This is a genomic window from Stenotrophomonas sp. YJH_SMC_27 (assembly GCF_059369815.1).
Genome location: NZ_JCAFTA010000025.1, coordinates 1 through 22,504 on the forward strand (window position 1 = coordinate 1; position 22,504 = coordinate 22,504).

Genomic DNA, 22,504 nt, shown 5'->3' on the forward strand with positions numbered 1-22,504 from the left:
ATCGACGTTAAGGTGCGGGATGGGGATCGCTCGGCTCGTCTGTCGGCTGCTATCCGCAGATATCATGTTGACGGTCCCTCCACCCTGGCTCCTACATACCGCGTAGGAGCCGGGAGGAACATACAAGCCCATGCTCGGCTCCATGCGCCGGCGGTAGAGCAGCCGAGCATGGGCTCGGCTCTACAGGATCAACGGCACCCGCTTGCTCGCCTCCGTGAAATACCCACGCGGATGTCACATCCGTGCGCTACTCTGTAGCCAGGTCGCAACAGGGAGTCATCGCATGCATCGCGCCCGTCAGCATGCTGCCAGCCAGACCCGCGAGCGGCGTCACCGCCTCGCCCACGAAGCCGCCCGCCTGATGGCCGAAGGCGGCATCCGCGACTACCACCAGGCCAAGTTGAAGGCCGCCAGCCGGCTCGGCATCCACGACGATGCCTCCCTGCCCCGCAACACCGAGATCGAAGACGCCCTGCGCGAATACCAGCGGCTGTTCGCTGGCCCCCAGCACGGCAGCGAACTGCAGCGCCGCCGTGAGGCTGCCATGCGTGCGCTGGAGTTCCTGCACGGCTTCTCCCCGCGCCTGGCTGGCCCAGTGTTGGAGGGCACCGCCGACGCCAACAGTCCCGTGCAGCTGCACCTGCACAGCGACGACCCGGAAGCCGTGCACCGCTTCCTGGAGGAGCACGGCATTCCCGCCGAATCGCGGACGCGCCGCCTGCGCATGGACCGCGAACGCTGCCTGGACGTGCCGGTGTGGGTGTTCAGTGCCGAGGAGCTGACCTTCGACCTGGCCGTGCTGCCGTACGACGCCCTGCGCCAGGCCCCACTGTCACCGGTGGATGAGAAGCCGATGCGACGTGCGTCCGTGGCGCAGTTGCGGCAGGTGCTGGCCGAAGCGGAGATCAGCGCGTACATCGGCGGATGACGGTAGCGCCGGCCCATGGCCGGCAAGCGCAGCGGTACCTGCCAGTGATGGGTGCGGACCGTTGGTCCGCACCGTGCTTCAGGCATTTCGATTGCTGGCCGGAGAGCAGTCGAGCACGGCTCGACTCTACAGAAGCTCTGCACCCGTGTTCGGTAGGTGCGGACCGTTGGCCCGCACTGTGCTTCAGGCATTTCGATTGCTGGCCGGAGAGCAGTCGAGCACGGCTCGACTCTACAGAAGCGCTGCACCCGTGTTCGGTAGGTGCGGACCGTTGGTCCGCACTGTGCTTCAGGCATTTCGATTGCTGGCCGGAGAGCAGTGGAGCACGGCTCGACTCTACAGAAGCGCTGCACCCGTGTTCGGTAGGTGCGGACCGTTGGTCCGCACTGTGCTTCAGGCATTTCGATTGCTGGCCGGAGAGCAGTGGAGCACGGCTCGACTCTACGGGAGCGTTGCACCCGTGTTCGGTAGGTGCGGACCGTTGGTCCGCACTGTGCTTCAGGCATTTCGATTGCTGGCCGGAGAGCAGTGGAGCACGGCTCGACTCTACAAAAGCTGCGCTACCTGCGCTGGCAGATGATGCCCATCATGCTCCCACTACCAGACAAAACGGGTATCGCGCAGCGGGTCGCTGAGCAACCGCGGCAACCACGGCGCGGCGGCTCGCTGCGGATACTCCCGCATCATCTGTGCATGCATGACCTGCAGGCCCCGCAGCAACCAGATCTGATCATAGATGTCGTTGAACCCATCCGACCACCCACTCTTCACCCGCTCATGCTCGACCGCCTCCAACGACGGCATCTGGTCCAGCGACACCTCCAGGATCGTCAACAGTGCTGTGTTGATCTGCGCATTCTCAACACCCGCCCTGCGCACATCCTCCAATCGAGCGCGAATCCGTCGGCAGTCGTACGGGACGCACCCACCCGTGGCGGTGATGTAGTCGGCGATGTCCGCCAGCATGTCGGCTTTCAGCCGCCACACCACTTCGCTGTCCATCACCTGCCGCACCCGCATCGTGCGCAACGTGCTCGCCCTTACCTCCTCCGGCGTGGTGAACGGTGCACCCGGCGTGCGGCCCGCGTGGCGCACCAGCACGATGCGATGGATCGCCTCGCTGGTGACGCCCTCGATCCGCAGCGCCGCTGCCTGAGGACGCACGCGCGGCGGCGGCACGCCCAGCATCTGCCACAGATACCACAGCACCAGCAGCAGACCGGCGATGCATAGCCCGCTCATCAGCGTCCACAGGTCCAGGTTCCGGGTGTAGTAGCGAAAGCGCGCCCGCCAGATATAGAACGTGCGATAGCTGACGATTCCACTTACCCATCTGTACATTGCCTTCTCCTCGGCAAGGACCCCGGCGCGACGGGGTTCATTACGCGCACCACGCCGGGGCCGCATGGCTTACCAGCCGATGCCCACGCCGACGCCCATGCTGCGTTCACCGCTGTTGGTGAACGCGCCATTGAGGCTGAAGGTGGCCGAGCCCTTCTCGTTGAGCACACGCTGGTAGCCCACCGCCATCGCCGACTCACCCTCGCTGTATCCCACGCCCGCACCCAGGCGGTTGTAGGTGGCCAGGCCGGCGGTGTTCATCGCCATCGCGGTCTGCGCGCTGCTCATCGCCGCCATGCGGTTGAAGCGCTTGTCCATCTTGTCCAGGCGACGCTCGAAGTTGCTGATCGCGCCATCGGTATACTCGTTGGCGCGGGCCAGCATCTTCTCCAGTTCAGCGGTATCGACCTGCGGCTTCGGGGTGTCCTCCTTCTTCGTCTTCGGCTGCGGCGTGGGCTTCTCACCCTCGCCTGCCGACGCCACCTGCTGGCCGCCTTCGGCCTGCGGCACCGGCGCTTCCGGTTCGGGCACTGAAGCCACCGCCATTGCCTGCGGCTGCGGCGCATCGATGCGCTGCTCCAGCCCGTCCATGCGGCCGTTGAGCTGCTGCTGCATCGAATGCAGCTGACCACCATTGACCGCATCGCGGCTGCCGGCGGCGATCAGGCCATTGGCCACGTTGGAAATGACCATGCCGTGGGTTCCGGCCAGGGTGAGCTGGTTGAGACCGTCGGCGCGGACGGAGGGCGTGTCCTGGAACACGCTGCGCAGCTGCGACTCGACCTGGTTCACCCTCGAGCGGTTGCTGACTACTGCACCGTCGAGCGCCTCAAGCGCACCATTGAGCGTGGACTGGGACTGGCCCTGCACGGTGAAGCTGGGGCCGACGATGTTGCCGTTGGCATCGACTTCACCGCCGAGCGCGGACAGCGCACCGCGCAGCTGGCCGACGGTGGCGGCATTGTGGTTGGCGGTGCCGCTGGCGATGTTGGTGAGACGGCGCTTCATCTCGATATTGCCGAATGAAACGGTTCCTGCTTCATCCGCAACTGAGTGGACGCCAATAGCTACGCTAGAGCTTGCCCCCTGCTCGACCGTACTGCCAACACCGATTGCAATACCGTTTGCTTCATGGACAGAGGAATAGACGCCGACAGCAAAGCCATGCTCAGCCGTAGCATCAACGTAAGCTGCTCTACCGAGCGCCACTGAGTTCTTTCCGTCGGCCCTCGCGAAGCTTCCAATGGCAACGGCCCCTTCACTTTGCAAAGAAGCCTGAGCGGAGTCACCAATCGCAACCCCGACTGCCCCTGCCTTCGCTGCCTTCCCGGGCCCTTGATCACCGACAGCAACAAATCGCGACGCGGAAGATAGCTTCTGTAGCTCCTCATTCGTTGCATAGAGCTGGCTGCCGCGTACAACATCCGAGCTGTCAGCCGACAACTTCGCCTCGGCCACACCAGTCAAACGCACACCGCCGAAGTCGATTGGGCCATTTGCATCCAATCCACGCATCGCCTGCTGCCCCATCTCCCGCTCCTTGCGCATCGCCTCCAGATCATTCCGATTCTGCGAGATCTTCTGCTCTGCGGCGTACAACTGGCTGCCGTTCACGGCATCACGGCTTCCTGGCGCTACCCGACCGTCAGCCAAGTTGGTCAGCACCATGCCGTTCGCGCCACTGAGCGCGATCTGGTTCATGCCATCGGTACGGGCCGACGGCGAGTCCTGGAAAATCGAGCTGAGCTGATCTTCCACCTTGCCCGCGCGACGACCTGCAGTGATGACGGCGCCATCAAGCGCCATTAGTGCGTCTTCGACCGTGCTCCGCGTTCCGCCCTGCACCAAGTAGGTTGGGGCGATGATATTTCCGCTGGCGTCCATGCCTGCCCCGCCGCCAAGGGTAGCGAGGGAGTCCTTGAGCTGAGAGACGGTGGAAGCGTTGTGGTCGACGGTGCCTCGGGCGACGTTTACCAGGCGGCGCTGCATGCCTGAATTCCCAAACGACGCAACTCCATCTTCATCTGCTTGGGAGCTATTGCCGAGTGCTAGCGAGCCGCGCGCCCCACTTTCAACTCTTGCTCCAGCACCAATCGCGACACCTCCACTTGCACCGCCCGCGTGTCCGCCGACCTGTGCACCGGTCCCCAATGCGAATCCGTTCTCGGAATCCACCGAGACAGCTGCCCCTCTACCAATTGCGGTGGAGTTCTTTCCCATGGCCTCCGCAAGCGTACCCACTGCAGTTCCTCCCTCCAGCCAAGTCTTTGCAGAGTTCCCGATCGCAACGCCTGCAACACCCGCTTCTGCGCGTTCACTGATGGGTGCTGATCCGATACTCACAAACTTTGCGACCTCCTCCAGCTCAGAGATCCGCGAATTTGTTGAATAAAGCTGTCTCCCAGACACAGCTTCAGCGCTGCTGGCGTTCAACAATCCATCCGCCACACCACTGATCCTCCGGTTGGCATTGGCGCTGTTGCGCACGTCCAACGTTGTACCGCCGTTCTTCTCACCCAGACGCACATTGCCAGTCGTAGACACTTGTGCCACCAGCCCGCCAAGCGCTGCGGTCTCGACCAACGCCTTGGCTGCATCCGTCTTTGCCGCCGCCGCCTCTGTGCCCGCAGTTCTGGCAACACTCTCCACCGCCGCCACCTTGTCATTGGTGGCATTGAGCTGCCTGCCGTTGACGGCCTCAAAGCTGCTGTCGCTGACCACGCCTTCGGCCACGCCGGTCAGTTTCCGGTTCGCATTGGCGCTATTGCGCACATCCAACACCGTTCCGCTGTTCTTCTCACCCAAGCGGACATTACCGGTTGCCGACACCTGCCCCACCAGGCCGCCCAGCGTCACCACCTGAGTCAGCGCCTTGCTCGCATCAGATTTGGCCTCTCCCGCAGCGGTCTGTGCCTTGGCAACATTCTCATTGGTCGTGTTCAACTGCCTGCCGGTCACCGCTTCCGCGCTGGAGGTGCTCAGCGTGGCATCGGCCACACCGGTCACCTTGCGGTTGGCATTGGCACTGTTGCGGACATCCAGCGAGGTACCGCTGTTCTTCTCGCCCAGGCGGACACTGCTGGTGGACGAAGTCTGGCCGATCAGGCCGGTCACCGTGGTGACCTGGGCCAGCGCCTTGCTGGCATCAGCCTTGGCCGCATCCGCAGCGGTTTGCGCCCTGGTGACATTGCCATTGGTCGTGTTGAGCTGGCGTCCGTTCACGGCTTCGGTGCTGGTCGTCGTCAGCGCGCCGTCGGAAACGCCACTTACCTTGCGCGTGGCCAGCACCGCATTGCGCATGCTGACTTCCGTACCGGTATTGCTGTTGGCGATGCGTACGACGCCGCTTGCGGAATCCTGCTTGATCAGGCCATCAACCCGCTCATTCATGGCATGCAGCTGCTTGCCGGTGACCGCATCGGTGCTGGAGGCGGTGACACTACCATCGGCCACGTTCACGATGCGACGGCGCACCGAGGCGCTGCCTACCGACACCGTATTGGCTTCCGTGGCCACCGAGCGGACACCCAGGGCCACGGCGCCCTGCGCGGAAGCAGACGCCGCATAGCCCAGCGCGACGCCGTCGATGTACGCGCGCGTATCGCCGCCGATGGCGATGGCACCGGTGTAGCCCAGGCTTCCCGCACGGGCACCGCCACCGATGGCGACCCCCCCCGTGCCTGCACCGGTGTCGACCATTGCCTTGGCACCAAGCGCCACCCCACCGGCACCGTTTGCGATCGTGCTCGCGCCCAGGGCAACTGCGTCCTCCTGCTGCGCCACGGAACTCAACCCCAGGGCGATGGCATTTGTACGGCTGGCAGACGCCTTTGCACCAACCGCCATCGAACCCGCAGCCGAAGTGCTGGAGTTGGCACCGAGCGCAAGGGCATCCACGCCACGCGACGACGAGCCGCTGCCGAGTGCGATGGCATTTTGTGCCCTGGCCTCTGCTTTGTTCCCCAAGGCAGTGGCACCAATGTAGGCGGCATAGGCATTGGCACCAACGGCCACGTTGTGGCCACCATCAGCGGAGGTCCTGGCGTTGTAGCCTACCGACACGCTATCCACGGCATAGGTGCTTGCCTTGAATCCAAAGGCAGCGCTGTTCTGACCGTTGATACTGGCGCCAACACCGAATGCGGCAGTGTTATCGCCATTGACCACGGAGCCCGCACCGAAGGTCAGGGTATTCCAGCCCCCTGCCAGTGCAACAGGAGAGAATTTTGTGTCATCAAAATGCCCCGACATCGGGATGCAGTTGATGATCGTTCCATTTCCTACATTGAAAGGATCGCAACCCGGGATCCGTCGCTCCTTCGCGGCTGCATCCGCGCCCAACGCAGCAAGCAACAGCACCGGCAAACTGCAGATTCCATGAGTTCCTGACGCTCTCTTCCCACAGGGCTTGGCCAGTTCGCTGGCTACGTCCCAGCAGCCTTTGGCGTGATTCCAGATACGACGATAGATTCGATTCATGTGTTTCTCCTTAACAGGACAAGGAAAGTGAGGCCCCGTGCCGGGCACGGGGCGGGCAAAGTGCGGGCTCAAGTCGTTGTCGGCGCGATCGTCCGCACGTGTTCGCGATAGCCATCGCGGGTGAGCCGGTAACGCAGTTGCAGCGAGTTGCCCGGCTGAAGCTGGAACGGCAGCGTCAGTGCGGCATCGGGATAGAGGCTGTGCGACACGGGGTGTGGCGTGCAGGTGCCCGCGGCCGTGCACTCCTCGGCACCGATGATTCCCACGCGCAGCGTGCCGGTGTTGTGCAGCGTGTTGTCCTGGAGGCGCAGGTCCACCACACCGTCGTCGGGGGTGACGTTGACCAGCGCCCCCCAGACCAGGCTGACGCCGATGTTTGCCTGTGCGCCTTCGCCGTCTTCGAGGGGAGCGTCATCCGGCCCGCGCACGCCTTCGAAGTAGAGGCGGTAGGCCGTTTCCTTCTGGACCTGCTGCAGCGGAATCACCCGGATCAGCCGGTTGCCGCCGCCGGAAAGTGCGAACTTGCCGGGGGTGATGGCAATCGCCGCATCCGAGGCTTCCATCTCCTGTTCTTCTTCGGCAGGCGTGGCAGGATTGACGATGCGCCGCAGGCGGGTCTGCACGTACTGCGGAATGGTCGACTGCGAGTACACACGGATATGGGTGCCGCGCTTGGCATCCACCGCTGCGCGCATCGGGTGGATGGATAGATTGGCGTATGCCGGCAGTGCAAGCAGGGCGCTCACCGGCAGCAGGCAGAACAGCAGCTTCTTCATGGCAGGCTCCTCGGGATCAGGGTTTGGCGGTGGGGACGTCGAGCACCACGGTCAGCTCGCCCTCGTACAGGCCGGGGCGCTGGCTGGCGATCGGGGTGGGCGGTGTTTCCAGGGTCAGCGGCGTCGGCACGCAGTACACCGGCTGGCTGATGCCCGGCAGCATCACCAGCCGCAGCTGTGCGCTGTCGATGCCGCGCAGCTGCTGCTTGACGTTGTGCTTCATCGCCAGGCGGTGGCCGCCGTAGTCCAGGTGGACGCGGTAGTCCAGGCGCTGGCTGGCATCGCTGCCGCCATCGCGGTGCCAGAGCGAGAAGTCCGACCCTGCAGGTGGGCGTGGACCGCTGTCGCGAACCGTGACGTCGAGGTATTCGCTCTGCGAACCCAGGCCGTCGTACAGGCACATATCCAGCTGTTTCCTGCCACCCACCACCTTCTGGATGGGGTCGTAGCGCAGATCGAGATTGACCAGCGGCGCGACGGTGTCGAAGGTCGGGAAGTAGATCGAGATCGCGTCGTAGTCGGTGACGGTGAAATCGAAGTTGAAGGTGGCTGTGGCGACGGGTGCTGCGGCGGGATCGGCCTTGATGTTCAGGCGCATCGTGGCCTTCCAGTGGCCTGCGACGAGCCGCGAGATTTCGCGTTGAGGCAGGATCAACTGGACGCCAGTTCCAATCGGCTTATCTGCCCCGCTTCCTAGACCACATTCGTACCAGAATGCTGCATTCAGCGTGCGCTGCTCGCCGTCCCAGTAGTCGAAACTACAGCGGATGCCCGACATAACCCGCCGCAGACTTCCCACAGCACTGATATCCGTACGCAGACCAGTCCTCAGATCAACGAGACGCAACGCAATCTTTGTTTCCCCCCCCGAGATGAGCGGCGCACCCTCCGTCGGGCACCGACCGAATTCACTATCTGAAGCAGACTCACAAACCACATGGATCTGCCCATACTTCAGCGCCAGGTCGTGACTGAATCCCAACACCGTCCGCGGCGCCCACAACTCCACATCACCGGGTACCGCCGAGCGATCCCAGCTCATCACGATGTCCCGGCTCTGGTCGGCCGGATGCGTTTCCGGCGGCCACTGCGCCCACGCCCGCGGCATCACCAGCGCCAGCGCACACACCAGCATCAACACGAACATCCAACGCCGGTTCATGGCGTACCTCCTACAGCAGCGGTCCGGGGCGTGGCGGCGATCAACGCGCGTTCCTGCAGCAGCCGGGTCACGCGGGCCTGCTGGCGGATCTCGGCCGGCAGCTGGGCCACGGCCAGCGGCTCGCAGTGCACGGCACCGACCAGCAGCACCACCTGGCGGCGCTCGCGCACCTGCAGCGGGCAGTGCAGCAGGCGGTCGTCCTGCAGCAGGTACAGCGTCGTTTCGCGACGCGGGAAATCGGCGACGAAGCCGCCGTTGGCGCTGGTGCCGGGCACCGGCGCGTTGAGAATGCGGGCGCCGCCCAGCGGCGCACCGGCCAGGTCACGGGCATGGCCGATGAAGGTGTAGGTCACTTCGATCGGCACCGGCATGCGCATCAGCTTGCCGGGCGTCAGGAACATCGGCCGTGCCCCGCCCACGCCGGTCACGCGGATGGCGGCGACGCTGTCCAGCGTGCTGGCGTCCTGCACTTCGGCACGTTGCGATTGATAGGCCGGCAGCGGCAGCAGCCGGCGCTCGCCGATCTGCAGGCGTTGCCTGCGCAGCCCGCCCACCTGCAGTTCGGCGGCCACGCCGCGCAGGTCGGCGTCATCGGTATCGGCCACCTGCACGGCAAGGCCGGCATCGGCGCCGTTGGCACCGCTCCAGTAGAAACCGCGACGGCCGAGCGCGAAGCCGGAACTGTGTGCGCCGCTGTAGCCGGTTTCGCTGCGGCCACGCTGCTGGTAGCGCGCCACGCTGGCGCTGGTGTGGCCGACGCCATTCTGCAGCTGGCCACCCAGTGAAGCGCTGTAGCGCTCGTTGTTGTTGGCGCGCAGCTCGCCCGACAGCTCGCGATACTGTGTATCCAGTTCCTGGCGCAGGCTCTGGCCAACGCTGTAGTCGATCGCCGGGCGCTGATGCTGCGGCTGGCGCACATCCACGGCATAGCGGCGCTGCCCATCACCGGCAGCGCTGCGGTGCCGACGGCTCAGGCTGAGGTTGACGTAGATGCCACGGTCGCGCTCGGTACTGCCACGCACGCTGTCGGTGCTGTGCTGCCGCCACACACCCACGCGCGTGGAGACGCTGAAATCCTGCCAGCGATGGCTGCGGCTGAAGCTGGCCTGCCAGGTGCGGCTGAGCAGCGGCTCGCGGCGCGGTTCCAACGGCCCCGGCGGCAACAGCGGCTCAAGCCCGAACAACGGATCCTGCTCGAACTCTGGCCGGTGCCAGCCGGTGCGCCAGGTCTGGCGCCGGGTGTAGCCCACGTAAACATTGCCGCCCGCCAGCGGCAGCGACATCGAACCACTGAGCGCGTTGGTGCAGCCCAGCTGGTCGCGCGCCTCGGCCTCGAACTGGCAGGCCTTGCCACGCATGCGCTGCTGGTAGAGATTCCACGACGCCGTGCGCCGGTACGACAGCTGGTGCTGCTGCCCGTTGCTGCCGTCGCTGCCGCGCATGCCGCTGAAGGTGGCGCGTACTTCCTGCGTGGCCATCACCCGGCGCAGGTCCAGGCGCAGCTCGCCGTAGCGGTGCCCGCCGAACGTGGGGGCACCGGCGGTCATGGCCGCGTCGCGGCCCAGCGGCACGCGCACGCCGGCCATCGCGATGCGCTCGCCATCGAAAGCATCGCTGCGGCGTTCGTTGCGGTGGCCACCCTGCACGAACCATTGCCACTGGCTGTTGGTCCAGTCGCCGCCCTTGTCGAAGGGCGCCTCCTCGGTGCGCACCAGCACACCGTCCTCGTAGATGCGCATGCGCACCAGGTAGTTGCCGAACGGGAAATTGCGGGTGTCGATCTGGTTGATGCCGGCCTGCAGGTAGAAGGTCTGCAGCAGGCGCTCGCCATCGAACACGTCCACCCGCGCATCGCGCGCCAGCAGCACGGTCAGCGGGCTGGCCTGCACCGCCGCGTCGGTGTCCACATAGGCCTGGGTGGTACCCAGGCGTGCGCCCTGGAAGCGGTCCAGCGGCAGCATGCTGAAGCTGAAAGTGCCGCCCTGCGGGCTGGACAGGTTGCGGCGGTCCATGCGCCCGGCCTGCAGGTAGTGCGCCGGCCCCAGGTCGTGGCGGTAATAGACGTTGTCGAACTGGAAATCGTCGTCGCTGTGGCTGCGATAGCGCTGCTGGTTGTAGTACCACTCGGCCGACAGGTGGCCGCGATCGAACAGGCCCAGCGTGCCGACGCCGCGTGCCGACAGCGACTGGTAGTCACGGCCACCACTGAGGTTGAGCGTCTGCTGATGCAGGAACGCGTTCTCGGCATTGGCGGTGACCGTATGGAAACGCTCGGCGGCAGGCTTGCCGGGAATCCACTGGCGCGCCACGAACAAGCGCACCGCGCCCTCGCCTTCGTCATACAGCGCGCGCACCTCGTCGGGAGCTTCCGGCGGATCGATGTAGCCGCAGCCGGCACTGGCACCACCGAAGCGGCAGGCCAGGTGGCTGTTGCGCGGCAGCGGCTGCGACAGCGCAGGCAGCAGGGCGGCCTGCGCCTCGGCAGGCAGGTCCAGTGCCTGCAGCACGCGCGCGGGATCTTCCAGCTGCACGTGCTCCAGGGTCACGCGCACCGGCGACAGCCCGGCCGAGCGGCCGAACAGCTGGATGTCGAGTTGTTCGGTCTGGCCTTCGACCAGATCTTCAAAACCGGGCGGGACGCCGCGCGCGGCCGCCAGCGGAGTGGACAACGCCAGGGCGAGCGCGACCGCCAGCCGGGTGACGGCGGGGGCGTGTAGGGTCATGGGGGCACCGCTGCAAGCGGCCGGCCCGGGATGCGGGCCGGCGCGGGGGATTACGGCGTAGCCGCCTTCTGGTTCAGCACGACGTTGACCAGGCCGCTGTACGCGCCCTTGGTGAGGATCGGCGCCGGCGTGGTCTGTGCGATGGTCAGCGGCATCGAGATCGAGGCGCCCGGGGTCGAGCCCGCACCGTTGAACAGGTCAGTTGCCTTGTACTCGATGGCGGCTGCACCCAGCGCGCGGTTGTTCAGGCTGATGGTCATCGGCACGGTCACGGCGCCGGTCTCGTTGGCCAGGAAGAAGCTGCCATCGATGCGGGCTTCGATATCCGCGGTTTCATCGTTGGAGTGGATGCGCACGCGCTGCGTGTTCGGAATCAGGCCGCGCAGCGGGTCGTGGGTGAGGGTGACCATGTCCGGCAGCGGCGTGCCGTCGTCGCGCAGCAGCGCCAGGGTCGGGTCGACGTCGGCGTAGACGGAGATCTTGGTTTCCACGGCGTGCGCGGACAGCGAAGCAGTGGCCAGCGCTGCAGCGAGCGCGGCCTTCTTGATAATGGCGTGCATGGGTGTCTCTCTCGGACAGGGGGAATATGAAAGCCCCCCTCCCCTAAGGAGAAAGGGAGGGAGGCGCCGCCCGCAGAGGTGGTTGCGGGCGACGGAGAGAATGTTAGGAATCCATTGCCATGCAGACTATTCAAGCATTCCTAAAACGTGGAACGTTAAGGAGAATTCTTGAAGGTGTTCAATGTTTGAGGGCTATGCAATTCCCCTCACTGCTTGAATGCAATAAACCTCATTGCTTCGCATTTGTAGAGTCGAGCATGGCTCGACTCTACAGACAGCTTTTCCGGTCGTTTTGACGTCATCCACGCATGGCGTGGATCTACTGTGGCGCCGGGCCCATGCGCGGCTGCCGTTCGCTTCAACCTGCGGGCACCACGGTGACGTGATCGACATCGATGTCGGTCGGCTTGAATCGATGCGTGTCGACCTTGCCACGCAGCTCGACCACGGTGTCGGCGCCAATGGCCTGCGGCGGCAGGTCTTCGTCATCGATCTCGACTTCGATCTGGCCGCTGGCATCACGGAACTGGTAGCGTTCGTCCCCGATCTTGGAGATGAGGGTGCCACGCAGCACCACCGGATGGTCATCGCGCTGCGCGCGTGCGTCGGCGACGGTGCTGGCAGCCGTTCCCGCGCCTGGTCCGGTGTACTGCGCAAAGGCCTGCGGGCTCAGCAGGGCAAGCGGCGTGGCGATGAGGGCGATGGCAAGCAATCGGTTCATGGTGTTCTCCGCGAAGGGATGAGTACCCTCAGGTTCTATCGCCCTCCGTGTGATGCCCATGCAATAGATCCGAAAAGATGTGAACGCGACATCCATTGTCAGAATGCATTCAGATCCTGAAGCGAGTCCCTGTGGAACCGCGCCCGGGCGCGGCTGCTGTCCGCGCTGCGCACGGGAGTCGAGCATGGGTCGACTCTACAGATATCAGGCCGCCTTTCGGCGGCCTGATGAGACATCGCGTTGGCGCCCGATCAGAAGAAGATCGCGTACAGGATCAGCAGCGGAATCGGCACGCCCAACAGCCAGAGCAGAATCATTTTCATGGCAGGTCTCCTTGCACGGTAGGCGGGTTACAGGTCGCGGCGGCGGCCGCCCCAGGTGGCGCTGAGGCTGGCGAAGAACGCGCCGATCAGCAAGGTGATGAACAGCCACAGCGCGGCATACGCTGCTGCCTTGCGGGCATCGTCGGCTGCCTGCTTGGCGGTGCTCTTCGCCTTCTCCAGCGCGGCACGCATGCGCGTCTGCACATCGGTCACACGGGCCTGCGCTTCGGCCTGGCTCATGCCGGTTTCGCGCGCGATCAGCTGCGACAGGTACTGGGTGTCGGCCGGATCCAGGCCATCGCCCTGCAGGCTGTTGACGATGATGCGGTTCACTTCGGCACGGACTTCGCGGCGGTCGCCCATCAGGCCGTTGCCCGGCATAGGGCGCGGCGGCGGGCCCATGCGCGCGTCGCGTGGGCCGACGCTTGCGGCCGGCGGCGGTGGGGCATTCGGATCCATCGGTGCACCCGGCGGCGGCACTGCAGGATCAGACGGCCCTGCGCTGGTGGTGCTGCGGAACAGCGAATCGACCCAGTAGTTGAGGTCGCCTTCCGGAGCCGCGGCGGCAGCGCTGCCGGCGCCCGCAGCGGCAACACCGGCCGTGGATGCGGCAGCGCCTGCGGTGGCGCCCGCCACCTTTGCACCGGCGCCCAGCACGCCACCGATGGTGGAGGTGAGCAGGCCCGCAGTCAGCAGCGTGGCCACCGCCCACGATACGAAGCCGTGTGCGGTGTCGCGGAAGTAGGTTTCATCGCCATGGATCTGCGTCCACTTGGTGCGCAGGCGGCCGGCCAGATAGCCACCCAGGCCGGACGCGGCCAATGCGGTGAAGGTGAGCCAGATGATGCTGGACCAGCCGAAGGTTTCCTTGCTGACGCCTTCGAACGACCACGGCGACACCGACGACAGGCCGAGGCCAACGCCCAGGATCAGCAGGATGAGGGAGAGCGCAGCGGCAGCGGCGGCACCGGCGAAGATCGCGCCCCAGGACACGGCGCTTTCGCTGGGAGGGGTGACGATAGGGGCGGTGACGACAGTGGCGACGTCGGGACCAAGCGGGCCGCGCTCGGGTGGGTCGAATCGGGTACTCATCGGGATGGACGCTCCATTTCAGGTGCTGCGGATGCAGCTGGCGTCCTGAGGCTGCGCGAGCGCTTGTGAAGCTGGTGAGACCCTTGAATCACGCGGTCTTGGCGCGGTGAAGCGCGTGCCAACCAAGGTTGGCACCTACCGAAGGCGGATGCGGTGGTAGATCCACGCCATGCGTGGATGATTTTTCGCAGGCGCCGAAATCGTGCGGACCAACGGTCCGCACCTACCAAGTCCGCGCAAAAAAAAACGCCCCGCGGATGCGGGGCGTTCTCGGCACAACCTACGCGGGCGATCAGCCCTGATAGTCGCGCACGTCGCTGCCGGTGTAGACCTGGCGCGGACGGCCGATCTTCATTTCCGGGTCGACCTGCTGTTCCAGCCAATGCGACACCCAGCCGGAGGTACGGCCCAGGGCGAACATGACGGTGAACATCTCGGTCGGGATCTGCAGCGCCTTGTAGATGATGCCGCTGTAGAAATCGACGTTCGGGTACAGCTTGCGGGCGACGAAGTACTCGTCCTGCAGCGCGGCCTGCTCCAGCTTCACGGCCACGTCCAGCAGCGGATCCTGCACGCCCAGCTGCTTGAGCACCTTGCTGGTCATCTCGCCGATGACCTTGGCGCGCGGGTCGAAGTTCTTGTAGACGCGGTGGCCGAAGCCCATCAGGCGGAAGCCGGAGGTCTTGTCCTTGGCCTTGACCACGGCAGACTCGACGTTGTCGGCAGTGCCGATTTCTTCCAGCATCTTCAGCACGGCTTCGTTGGCACCGCCGTGGGCCGGACCCCACAGCGCGGTGACGCCCGCAGCGACCGACGCGTACGGGTTGGCACCGGTCGAACCGACCAGGCGCACGGTCGAGGTCGAGGCGTTCTGCTCGTGGTCGGCGTGCAGGATGAACAGCAGGTCCAGCGCCTTGACCACGTCCGGGTTCAGATCGTACTGGCCGTCAGCCGACTCGAAGGTCTGCTTCAGGAAACGGCTGACGTAGTCCAGGGAGGTGTCCGGCTTGTTGGCCGGCAGGCCCTTGCCGTGGCGGTAGATCAGCGCCGACAGGGTCGGCACCTTGGCGATCAGGCGCACGGCGGCCTGGCGGCGCTGTTCGGCGTCGGACAGGTCCAGCGAGTCGTGATAGATGGCCGACAGCTGCGCGATCGCAGCGGCCAGGATGGCCATCGGGTGGGCATCCTTGGCGAAGCTGCCGATCAGGGTGTTGATCGACTCATCGACGTTGGCTTCGGCGGTCAGCTCATCGGTGAAGGCCTTCAGCTGCTCGGCGCTCGGGCGCTCGCCGTTGATCAGCAGGTAGGCCACTTCGACGTAGCTCGACTTTTCCGACAGCTGTTCGATCGGGTAGCCGCGGTACAGCAGCACGCCCTTGTCGCCGTCGATGTAGGTGATGGCGGACTTGCAGCTGGCCGTCGCGGTGAAGCCGGAATCGTAGGTGAAATACCCCGTTTCCTTGGTCAGCTTCGCGATGTCGACGCAGTCGTTGCCAAGGGTGGGTTTGATGACGGGCAGAACGACCGACTTGTCGCCGGCGTTGAGCGTGACCTGATCAAGATCGGACACTGTGTGCGCTCCTTCATGGGAAGGCGCCTGCCCAAGCGCATTGGTCAGGCACGTGAATGACGTCCTCGGCCTGTGCCGGGGATCAGGTCATTATCGCACAGCAGCATTTGCCCGGCGCTAGACAGAAGTCGTATACGACAGGCAGCCAGACGCCGGCCGTTGAGCGGCCCGGATCGGCAAAAGCCTTGTCACACGAACGCAGTGTTCCGTCCATCCAAACGCCCGTTGGGTTGGCGTTGGGGAAAAACAAACGGCCGCGCAGAGCGCGGCCGTTGGTTCGAAGCTGGATCGACAGATCAGCGCGCGTAGCGCTTCTGGAACTTGTCGATACGGCCCGAGGTGTCGATGACCTTGTGCTTGCCCGTGTAGAACGGGTGCGAAGCCGAGGAAATTTCAACCTTGACCAGCGGGTATTCGTTGCCGTCTTCCCACTGGATGGTTTCCTTCGTCGCCATGGTGGAGCGGGTCAGGATCTTGAAATCGGAGGTGACGTCATGGAAGACGACGTCGCGGTAGTTCGGATGGATATCGGCCTTCATGGGCTCACACCGTAAATGGGCTGGTGGTCAAGAGCGGCATTATAAGCACCGGTTGCCGCCCGGGGCAACCGGTGCCGGGCCACGGACGTCAGTCCGCGCCCAGGGCTTGGCGCACCAGGGCCTCGAAACGCTGCTGGTCGTAGGCCATCAGCAGATCGCAGTTGTCCGGCTGGCCGGTCTGGCGGTTCCAGTCGACGATGGTGGCGCCGCGGCTGAACGTGCCGTTCAGCTCCACGTTCAGCGGGCGCGACTCGACCCGCAGCTGCCCTTCGGGGTTCAGCGCCCAGGCCATGGCCACCGCATCGGCGGTGTACCAGCGGCCGCCCTTGCTGTCTTCGGACAGGCCCCGGGTCTTGCGCGAGATCAACTCGTAGAAGCGGGCGCGATCGGAATCGGCCTGCAGCCACTTCTCGGCGTCCTGCAGCGGCAGGCCATGGGCGACGGTGGCCTCCCAGTCCGACACCAGCAGGTGCTTGAACGAGGTGAACACCACGTGCGCCGCTTCCGGGTCGAACGCAATGTTGAATTCGGCCGCCGGGGTGATGTTGCCGTGGCAGGTGACCGCGCCGCCCATCACCACGATGCGCTTGATGCGCTCGGGCAGGGTCGGGTCCAGCTTCAGTGCCAGGGCCAGATTGGTCAGCGGGCCCAGCATAACCAGCATCAGTTCGCCGGCGTGCTCGTGCGACAGGCGCAGGATGGCCAGTGCGGCGTGCTCGGCTTCGGCCTGGCGGCTGGGCGGCGGCAGGTCCACGTCGCCGTAGCCGTCACGGCCATGCACGTGGGCAGCGTCGACGGAGGGATGCAGCAGCGGATCCGGGCTGCCGGCAAACACCGGCACGTCGGCGCGGCCGACGATGTCGCAGAGCTTGAGGGCGTTGCGAACGGTGTACTCGAGGCCGACATTGCCGGCGGCGATGGTCAGGGCGACCACGTCGTGCCGTTCATCGGCGAAGGCCATCAGCAGGGCCAGGGCGTCGTCCACACCGGGGTCGGTGTCGATCAACAGCGGGATCTTGTGGGTCATCGTTGCCGTCTTCAGATCGGCAACGAAGTGTGGACCGGGATGATGACCGTTGCAAGTACGGGGTGTTGGGGTTCTGGCAGGGCTGCGCCCTGCACCCGCCGAAGCGGTAGTGCCGGCCGCTGGCCGGCAACTTCAACAGCAACGTCAAAAGCGGGTTTCCCGCGGATAGCGGGGAAGAGCTCTCTGTAGAGTCGGGCCATGCTCAACTCCCGCGCGCAGCGCCCACAGCAGCCGAGCGTGGGCTCGGCTCTACAGTGGATCCACGCCGTGCGTGGATGTGCGTCCCCGAAATGGGGTTAGAGCCCTTTGCTGTGCAAAGGGATCCGCCCCCGGCACTTACGCCGAGGCGTAACGCACGGCGGTGCCGATCCAGCGCTGCACCACGCGGTCGGCCAGCGCGGGTTGCTGGTCCAGCAAGCGCTCGGCCAGGTCGTGCACGCCGGGCAGCAGGCCGGCGTCGCGGGCCAGATCCGCGATGCGGAAGCCGGCCAGGCCGGTCTGCCGCGTACCCAGCAGTTCGCCGGGGCCACGCAGCTCCAGATCTTTTTCGGCGATGACGAAACCATCGTTGGTTTCGCGCATGGTCTGCAGGCGCTCGCGTGCCATCTGCGAGAGCGGTGCCTGGTACAACAGCACGCAGCGCGACACCGCCGAACCGCGGCCAACACGGCCGCGCAGCTGGTGCAGCTGGGCCAGGCCGAGGCGTTCGGCGTTCTCGATCACCATCAACGAGGCGTTCGGTACGTCCACGCCCACTTCGATCACGGTGGTGGCCACCAGCAGGTCGATGTCGCCCGCCTTGAACGCCACCATCGTCGCCAGCTTTTCGGCGGCTTTCAGGCGGCCATGCACCAGCCCGACGCGTACGCCGGGCAGCAGTGCCTGCAGTGATTCGTAAGTGGCCTGCGCGGGGGTTGCATCCAGCTCTTCGCTTTCCTCGATGAGCGTGCACACCCAATACACCTGCCGCCCTTCCTGGCAGGCCAGCGCAATGCGCTCGATCAGCTCCGGGCGACGGTCATTGTTCAGTGCGACGGTCTGCACCGGCGTGCGGCCCGGTGGCAGTTCGTCGATGGCCGAGACATCCAGGTCCGCGTATTCGGACATCGCCAGCGTGCGCGGAATCGGTGTTGCGGTCATCACCAGCTGGTGCGGCACGCTGTTGCCTCCCGCGCCCTTGTCACGCAGCGCCAGTCGCTGATGCACGCCGAAGCGATGCTGCTCGTCGACGATGGCCAGTGCCAGATCCTGGAACACCACCGCCTCCTGCATCAGCGCGTGGGTACCCACCACCACCTGCGCTTCGCCGCTGGCGACCTGCTCCATCACCTTGGCGCGCGCCTTGCCGGTGACCTTGCCGGCCAGCCAGGCGATGCGCACGCCGAGCGGTTCCAACCAACCGCGCAGGTTGTTGAGGTGTTGCTCGGCCAGCAGCTCAGTCGGTGCTGCCAGCGCAACCTGTTTGCCCTGCTCCACCGCCAGCATCGCCGCCAATGCGGCGACCACGGTCTTGCCGGAGCCGACATCGCCCTGCACCAGCCGCAGCATCGGGCTGGGGCGCGCGAGGTCCTCGCGGATCTGCTTGAACACCCGCGCCTGCGCGCCGGTGAGCGCGAACGGCAGCTGCTTCAGCAGCGCCTTGGCCAGCTTGCCGGGGCCGGCCAGCGGCGGTGCATGGTGCGCCTGCAGCGCGATACGCTGGCGACGCAGGCTGAGGTGGTGGGCCAGCAGCTCTTCCATTGCCAGGCGACGCTGCGCTGGATGAGTGCCGGCCGCCAGCGCGGCCAGGTCGGCATCGGGCGGCGGCCGGTGCACGGTCAGCAGCGCGCTGCGCAGCGACGGCAGGCCGAGGCCATCGAGCCAGCCGCTGGGCAGCAGTTCCAGCGTGCTTTCCTCCGGCAGGCGGTCCAGCGCCTGGCCGATCAGCTTGCGCATCGTCATCGGGCCCACGCCTTCGACGGTGGGATACACCGGGTCGAGGCGGTCGCCGAGTTCGGGATCGTCGTTGCGGCCCAGCACCTGGTAGCTGGGATGGACGATTTCCAGGCCGAGGTGGCCCGGCTTGGGCGTGCCGAAGCAGCGCAGCCGGTTGCCGACCGCGAACTGGCCGACCTGCTGCTGGCGGAAATGGAAGAAGCGCAGCACCAGGGTGCCCTGCCCTTCGTCTTCCACCGCTACTTTCAGCATCGGCCGGTAGCGCATGCCGCGCTCGACCGCGACCACCCGCCCTTCCACCTGCGCCGGCACGCCGTTGCGCAGGTCTTCGATGCGGGTCAGCCGGGTTCGGTCTTCATAGCGCAGCGGCAGATGAAGCCAGAGATCCTGCAGGGTGGCCAGGCCACGCGCCTGCAGTTTGGCGGCCACGGCCGGACCGACGCCCGCGAGCATCGCCAGGGATGCTTCGCCGGACGGTGACAGGACCGGGGTGACCGCCGCCTTGCGTGCCACGTGGCGGTCAGTCGATGACCATCACCGCGTCGACCTCGAAGTTGGCGCCCTTCGGCAGGCCGGAGACTTCGATGGTGGAACGGGCCGGGTACGGGGCCTGGAAGTAGTCCTGCATTACCGCGTTGACCTTGGCGAACTCGCCCAGGTCGGTCAGGTACAGGCCCAGGCGCACGACCTTGTCCAGCGAGCCGCCGGCGGCTTCGGCCACGGCCTTGAGGTTGTCGAAGGCGCGGCGGGCCTGTGCTTCGACGTCACCGGCGCCGACGATGTCGCCGGTGGCCGGGTCGAGCGGGATCTGGCCGGAGAAGTACACGGTGTTGCCGGCGCGCACGGCCTGCGAGTACGGGCCGATGGCGGCGGGGGCCTTTTCGGTGTTGATGATCTGGCGGGACATGGGTCGCTCCGGTGCTTGGGGGAAAACAGAGCGGTGATTGTACCGGGTGGGGGCGATGTCGGCTGGGGTCGGATCCGTCTCCTGGCGGGAAACGGCTCTGACCCCGTGCGCTCTCTGTAGAGCCGAGCCCATGCTCGGCTGCTTCAGGCAAGAGCAGCCGAGCATGGGCTCGGCTCTACGGATCGGTGCCGGCGCCGGTTATTGCCGGCGTACCGACTGCACGACCGACAGACGGCGCAGGCGGCGCATCACTTCGGCCAGGTGGTTGCGGTCGCGTACCTGGATGTTGAACGCCAGCACGGCGGCGTTGAAGTCGCGGTCCAGGTAGTCCACGCGCTCGATGTTGGAATGGCTCTGCGCGATGGCAGCAGCCAGCTGCGCCAGCACACCGGTGCCGTTCTCTACTTCCACCACCAGCGAAGTGTCGTAGTCGCCGGAAACGGTGGTGTCCCAGCCGATCGGCACCCAGCGCTCGGGCGACTTGCGCAGCTCGGCCAGGTTCGGGCAGTCCATGCGGTGCACCACGATGCCCTTGCCGGCGGTGTGGTAGCCCATGATCTCGTCGCCGGGAATCGGCTGGCAGCAGCCGGCGAAGGTGACCACGCCGCGCTCGCTGCCGTTGATCAGGATCTTTTCCTGCGAGTGGTGGCGCGAATGCGGGCCGCCACGCAGTTCGGCGTAGGCCATCAGCGCCTGCGCGGCCTGGGTCGGCATCCAGTTGCCCAGTGCGACCTCGGCCAGCAGCGCCTCCAGGCGTGGGAAACGATGCTCGGCCAGGAACGCATCCAGGCGCCCCTTCGGCAACCGTTCCAGCGACGAATCCATCGCCTCCAGCGCACGGTCGAGCATGCGGTGGCCGAGCTGCACGGCGTCCTCGTGCTCCAGCTGCTTGAGCTGGTGGCGGATGGCAGTGCGCGCCTTGCTGGTGACCACGAATTCCAGCCACTGCGGTTTCGGCGTGGCCGAGCGTGCGGTGATGATCTCCACCGACTGCCCCGACACCAGCTTGGTGCGCAGCGGCACCAGTTTCTTGTCCACGCGCGAGGCCACCGCCATGTTGCCGACGTCGGTGTGCACGGCGTAGGCGAAATCGAGCGCGGTGGAATTGCGCGGCAGGGCCAGGATCTTGCCCTTCGGGGTGAACAGGTAGACCTCGTCCGGGAACAGGTCGACCTTGACGTTGTCGAGGAACTCCAGCGAGGACCCGGCGGCACGCTGCGAGTCGATCAGCTCGACGATCCAGGCGTGCGCACGGCTCTGTGCGCTGTTGGGCGAATCGCCGCCGAACTTGTAGGTCCAGTGCGCGGCCACGCCGCGTTCGGCGATCAGGTCCATTTCCTCGGTGCGGATCTGCACTTCGATCGGCGAGCCATACGGCCCGAACAGCACGGTGTGCAGCGACTGGTACCCGTTGGCCTTGGGAATGGCGATGAAATCGCGGAAGCGGCCATCCAGCGGCTTGAAGGTGGCATGCACCGAACCCAGCGCGTGGTAGCAGCTGGGCACGCTGCGCACCACCAGGCGGAAGCCGAACACGTCCATCACCTGGTCGAACGATTTGTTCTCGTCGCGCATCTTGTTGTAGATGCTCCACGGCGTCTTGATGCGGCTGACCAGGCGATGCTCGATGCCTTCCTTCGCCAGCCGCTGCGACAGCTGCACCTCCACCTGTGCCAGCGCCTCACGGCGCACCACCGGCTGGCTGCGGATGTGCTTTTCCAGGATCGCGTGGCGCCACGGATACAGCGCCTTGAAGCCCAGGTTCTGCAGTTCGCTCTTGACCAGGCTCATGCCCAGGCGCTGGGCGATGGGCGCGTAGATCTCCAGCGTCTCGCGGGCGATGCGGCCGCGCGCTTCGCGGCTCTGCGCGCCCAGCGTGCGCATGTTGTGCAGGCGATCGGCCAGCTTGATCATGATCACGCGCAGGTCGCGTGACATTGCCAGCAGCATCTTGCGGAAGCTCTCGGCGGCCGCTTCCTGGCGGTCGCGGAACTTCAGCTTGTCCAGCTTGGTCACGCCGTCGACCAGCTCGGCCACGGCTTCGCCGAACTCGGCGGCCAGCGCCTCACGGGTCAGCGGTGTGTCTTCGATGGTGTCGTGCAGGATCGCCGCGATCAACGCTTCCACGTCCAGGCCAAGCTCGGCCAGCACCTGGGCCACGGCCACCGGATGGGTGATATAGGGCTCGCCCGACTTGCGCGTCTGCCCGGCGTGCGCGGCGGCTCCGACTTCCCAGGCGCGGCGCAGCAGCGGCAGCTGTTCCGGCGGCAGGTAATGGGCGGCGCGTTCAAGCTGGAGGACGTAGTCGGGTACGGCGGCAGCGGGGGCTGCGGCGACCTTGGCAGTGGGGCCTGGGTTCATGCCCGAAGCCTATTCCAGCGCGACGTTTACGGCAAATCCTGAATGCGAAACAGCCCGCAC

Annotated in this window: 15 protein-coding genes; 1 reads left to right on the forward strand and 14 read right to left on the reverse strand. The window is 65.8% G+C overall.

What is annotated here, in order from left to right; genetic code table 11:
* Positions 1 to 283: 283 nt before the first annotated feature.
* Entirely contained in the window at positions 284 to 928 is a 645-nt protein-coding gene (locus AC5P7R_RS21945; RefSeq protein WP_021203700.1) for a hypothetical protein, read from the forward strand.
* 597 nt (positions 929 to 1,525) lie between these two features.
* Here AC5P7R_RS21945 and AC5P7R_RS21950 read toward each other — a convergent pair.
* From AC5P7R_RS21950 to AC5P7R_RS22015, 14 genes are all read right to left on the reverse strand, one after another.
* Complete coding sequence (locus AC5P7R_RS21950; protein ID WP_109814413.1) at positions 1,526 to 2,269, reverse strand: hypothetical protein; 744 nt, start codon at positions 2,267 to 2,269, stop codon at positions 1,526 to 1,528.
* Between the two features lie 69 nt (positions 2,270 to 2,338).
* Positions 2,339 to 6,748, reverse strand: coding sequence for an ESPR-type extended signal peptide-containing protein (locus AC5P7R_RS21955; RefSeq protein WP_227854028.1), 4,410 nt, complete (start codon positions 6,746 to 6,748; stop codon positions 2,339 to 2,341).
* A 68-nt stretch (positions 6,749 to 6,816) separates the two neighbouring features.
* The gene (locus AC5P7R_RS21960; RefSeq protein WP_109814415.1) at positions 6,817 to 7,524 is read right to left on the reverse strand and encodes a pilus assembly protein; all 708 of its coding nucleotides are present in this window, start codon (positions 7,522 to 7,524) and stop codon (positions 6,817 to 6,819) included.
* 16 nt (positions 7,525 to 7,540) lie between these two features.
* On the reverse strand, positions 7,541 to 8,686 hold the full coding sequence (locus AC5P7R_RS21965) for a CblD like pilus biogenesis initiator family protein (RefSeq protein WP_227854029.1): 1,146 nt from the start codon (positions 8,684 to 8,686) through the stop codon (positions 7,541 to 7,543).
* Entirely contained in the window at positions 8,683 to 11,409 is a 2,727-nt protein-coding gene (locus AC5P7R_RS21970) for a TcfC E-set like domain-containing protein (RefSeq protein ID WP_495214183.1), read from the reverse strand. Before AC5P7R_RS21970 ends, AC5P7R_RS21965 begins: the two co-directional genes overlap by 4 nt.
* A gap of 50 nt (positions 11,410 to 11,459) precedes the next feature.
* A complete protein-coding gene (locus tag AC5P7R_RS21975; RefSeq protein WP_021203706.1) occupies positions 11,460 to 11,969 on the reverse strand; it encodes a CS1 type fimbrial major subunit in 510 nt (169 codons plus the stop codon).
* A gap of 358 nt (positions 11,970 to 12,327) precedes the next feature.
* Positions 12,328 to 12,690 (reverse strand): NirD/YgiW/YdeI family stress tolerance protein, encoded by a 363-nt coding sequence (locus AC5P7R_RS21980; RefSeq protein ID WP_021203707.1) that lies wholly within the window; start codon positions 12,688 to 12,690, stop codon positions 12,328 to 12,330.
* Between the two features lie 350 nt (positions 12,691 to 13,040).
* On the reverse strand, positions 13,041 to 14,105 hold the full coding sequence (locus AC5P7R_RS21985; protein ID WP_227854031.1) for a hypothetical protein: 1,065 nt from the start codon (positions 14,103 to 14,105) through the stop codon (positions 13,041 to 13,043).
* Positions 14,106 to 14,397: 292 nt separating this feature from the next.
* Positions 14,398 to 15,675: a citrate synthase gene (locus tag AC5P7R_RS21990; RefSeq protein WP_049453347.1), complete on the reverse strand. Its 1,278-nt coding sequence runs from the start codon at positions 15,673 to 15,675 to the stop codon at positions 14,398 to 14,400.
* Positions 15,676 to 15,971: 296 nt separating this feature from the next.
* Positions 15,972 to 16,214 (reverse strand): type B 50S ribosomal protein L31, encoded by a 243-nt coding sequence (locus tag AC5P7R_RS21995; RefSeq protein WP_005410871.1) that lies wholly within the window; start codon positions 16,212 to 16,214, stop codon positions 15,972 to 15,974.
* An 88-nt stretch (positions 16,215 to 16,302) separates the two neighbouring features.
* Positions 16,303 to 17,241 (reverse strand): nucleoside hydrolase, encoded by a 939-nt coding sequence (locus tag AC5P7R_RS22000; protein WP_021203710.1) that lies wholly within the window; start codon positions 17,239 to 17,241, stop codon positions 16,303 to 16,305.
* 336 nt (positions 17,242 to 17,577) lie between these two features.
* Positions 17,578 to 19,689 (reverse strand): ATP-dependent DNA helicase RecG, encoded by a 2,112-nt coding sequence (recG, locus tag AC5P7R_RS22005; protein ID WP_099559967.1) that lies wholly within the window; start codon positions 19,687 to 19,689, stop codon positions 17,578 to 17,580.
* Between the two features lie 7 nt (positions 19,690 to 19,696).
* Complete coding sequence (locus AC5P7R_RS22010; protein ID WP_005410875.1) at positions 19,697 to 20,083, reverse strand: RidA family protein; 387 nt, start codon at positions 20,081 to 20,083, stop codon at positions 19,697 to 19,699.
* 198 nt (positions 20,084 to 20,281) lie between these two features.
* Entirely contained in the window at positions 20,282 to 22,444 is a 2,163-nt protein-coding gene (locus AC5P7R_RS22015; RefSeq protein ID WP_010484045.1) for a RelA/SpoT family protein, read from the reverse strand.
* Positions 22,445 to 22,504 lie beyond the last annotated feature (60 nt).

Coding starts and splice junctions, on each gene's coding strand:
- AC5P7R_RS21965 (WP_227854029.1), bottom strand. CDS start 8,686: ATGAACCGGCGTTGGATGTTCGTGTTGATGCTGGTGTGTGCGCTGGCG.
- AC5P7R_RS21980 (WP_021203707.1), bottom strand. CDS start 12,690: ATGAACCGATTGCTTGCCATCGCCCTCATCGCCACGCCGCTTGCCCTG.
- AC5P7R_RS21985 (WP_227854031.1), bottom strand. CDS start 14,105: ATGAGTACCCGATTCGACCCACCCGAGCGCGGCCCGCTTGGTCCCGAC.
- AC5P7R_RS22015 (WP_010484045.1), bottom strand. CDS start 22,444: ATGAACCCAGGCCCCACTGCCAAGGTCGCCGCAGCCCCCGCTGCCGCC.
- AC5P7R_RS22010 (WP_005410875.1), bottom strand. CDS start 20,083: ATGTCCCGCCAGATCATCAACACCGAAAAGGCCCCCGCCGCCATCGGC.
- AC5P7R_RS21950 (WP_109814413.1), bottom strand. CDS start 2,269: ATGTACAGATGGGTAAGTGGAATCGTCAGCTATCGCACGTTCTATATC.
- AC5P7R_RS21975 (WP_021203706.1), bottom strand. CDS start 11,969: ATGCACGCCATTATCAAGAAGGCCGCGCTCGCTGCAGCGCTGGCCACT.
- AC5P7R_RS21970 (WP_495214183.1), bottom strand. CDS start 11,409: ATGACCCTACACGCCCCCGCCGTCACCCGGCTGGCGGTCGCGCTCGCC.
- AC5P7R_RS22000 (WP_021203710.1), bottom strand. CDS start 17,241: ATGACCCACAAGATCCCGCTGTTGATCGACACCGACCCCGGTGTGGAC.
- AC5P7R_RS21955 (WP_227854028.1), bottom strand. CDS start 6,748: ATGAATCGAATCTATCGTCGTATCTGGAATCACGCCAAAGGCTGCTGG.
- AC5P7R_RS21995 (WP_005410871.1), bottom strand. CDS start 16,214: ATGAAGGCCGATATCCATCCGAACTACCGCGACGTCGTCTTCCATGAC.
- AC5P7R_RS21945 (WP_021203700.1), top strand. CDS start 284: ATGCATCGCGCCCGTCAGCATGCTGCCAGCCAGACCCGCGAGCGGCGT.
- AC5P7R_RS21960 (WP_109814415.1), bottom strand. CDS start 7,524: ATGAAGAAGCTGCTGTTCTGCCTGCTGCCGGTGAGCGCCCTGCTTGCA.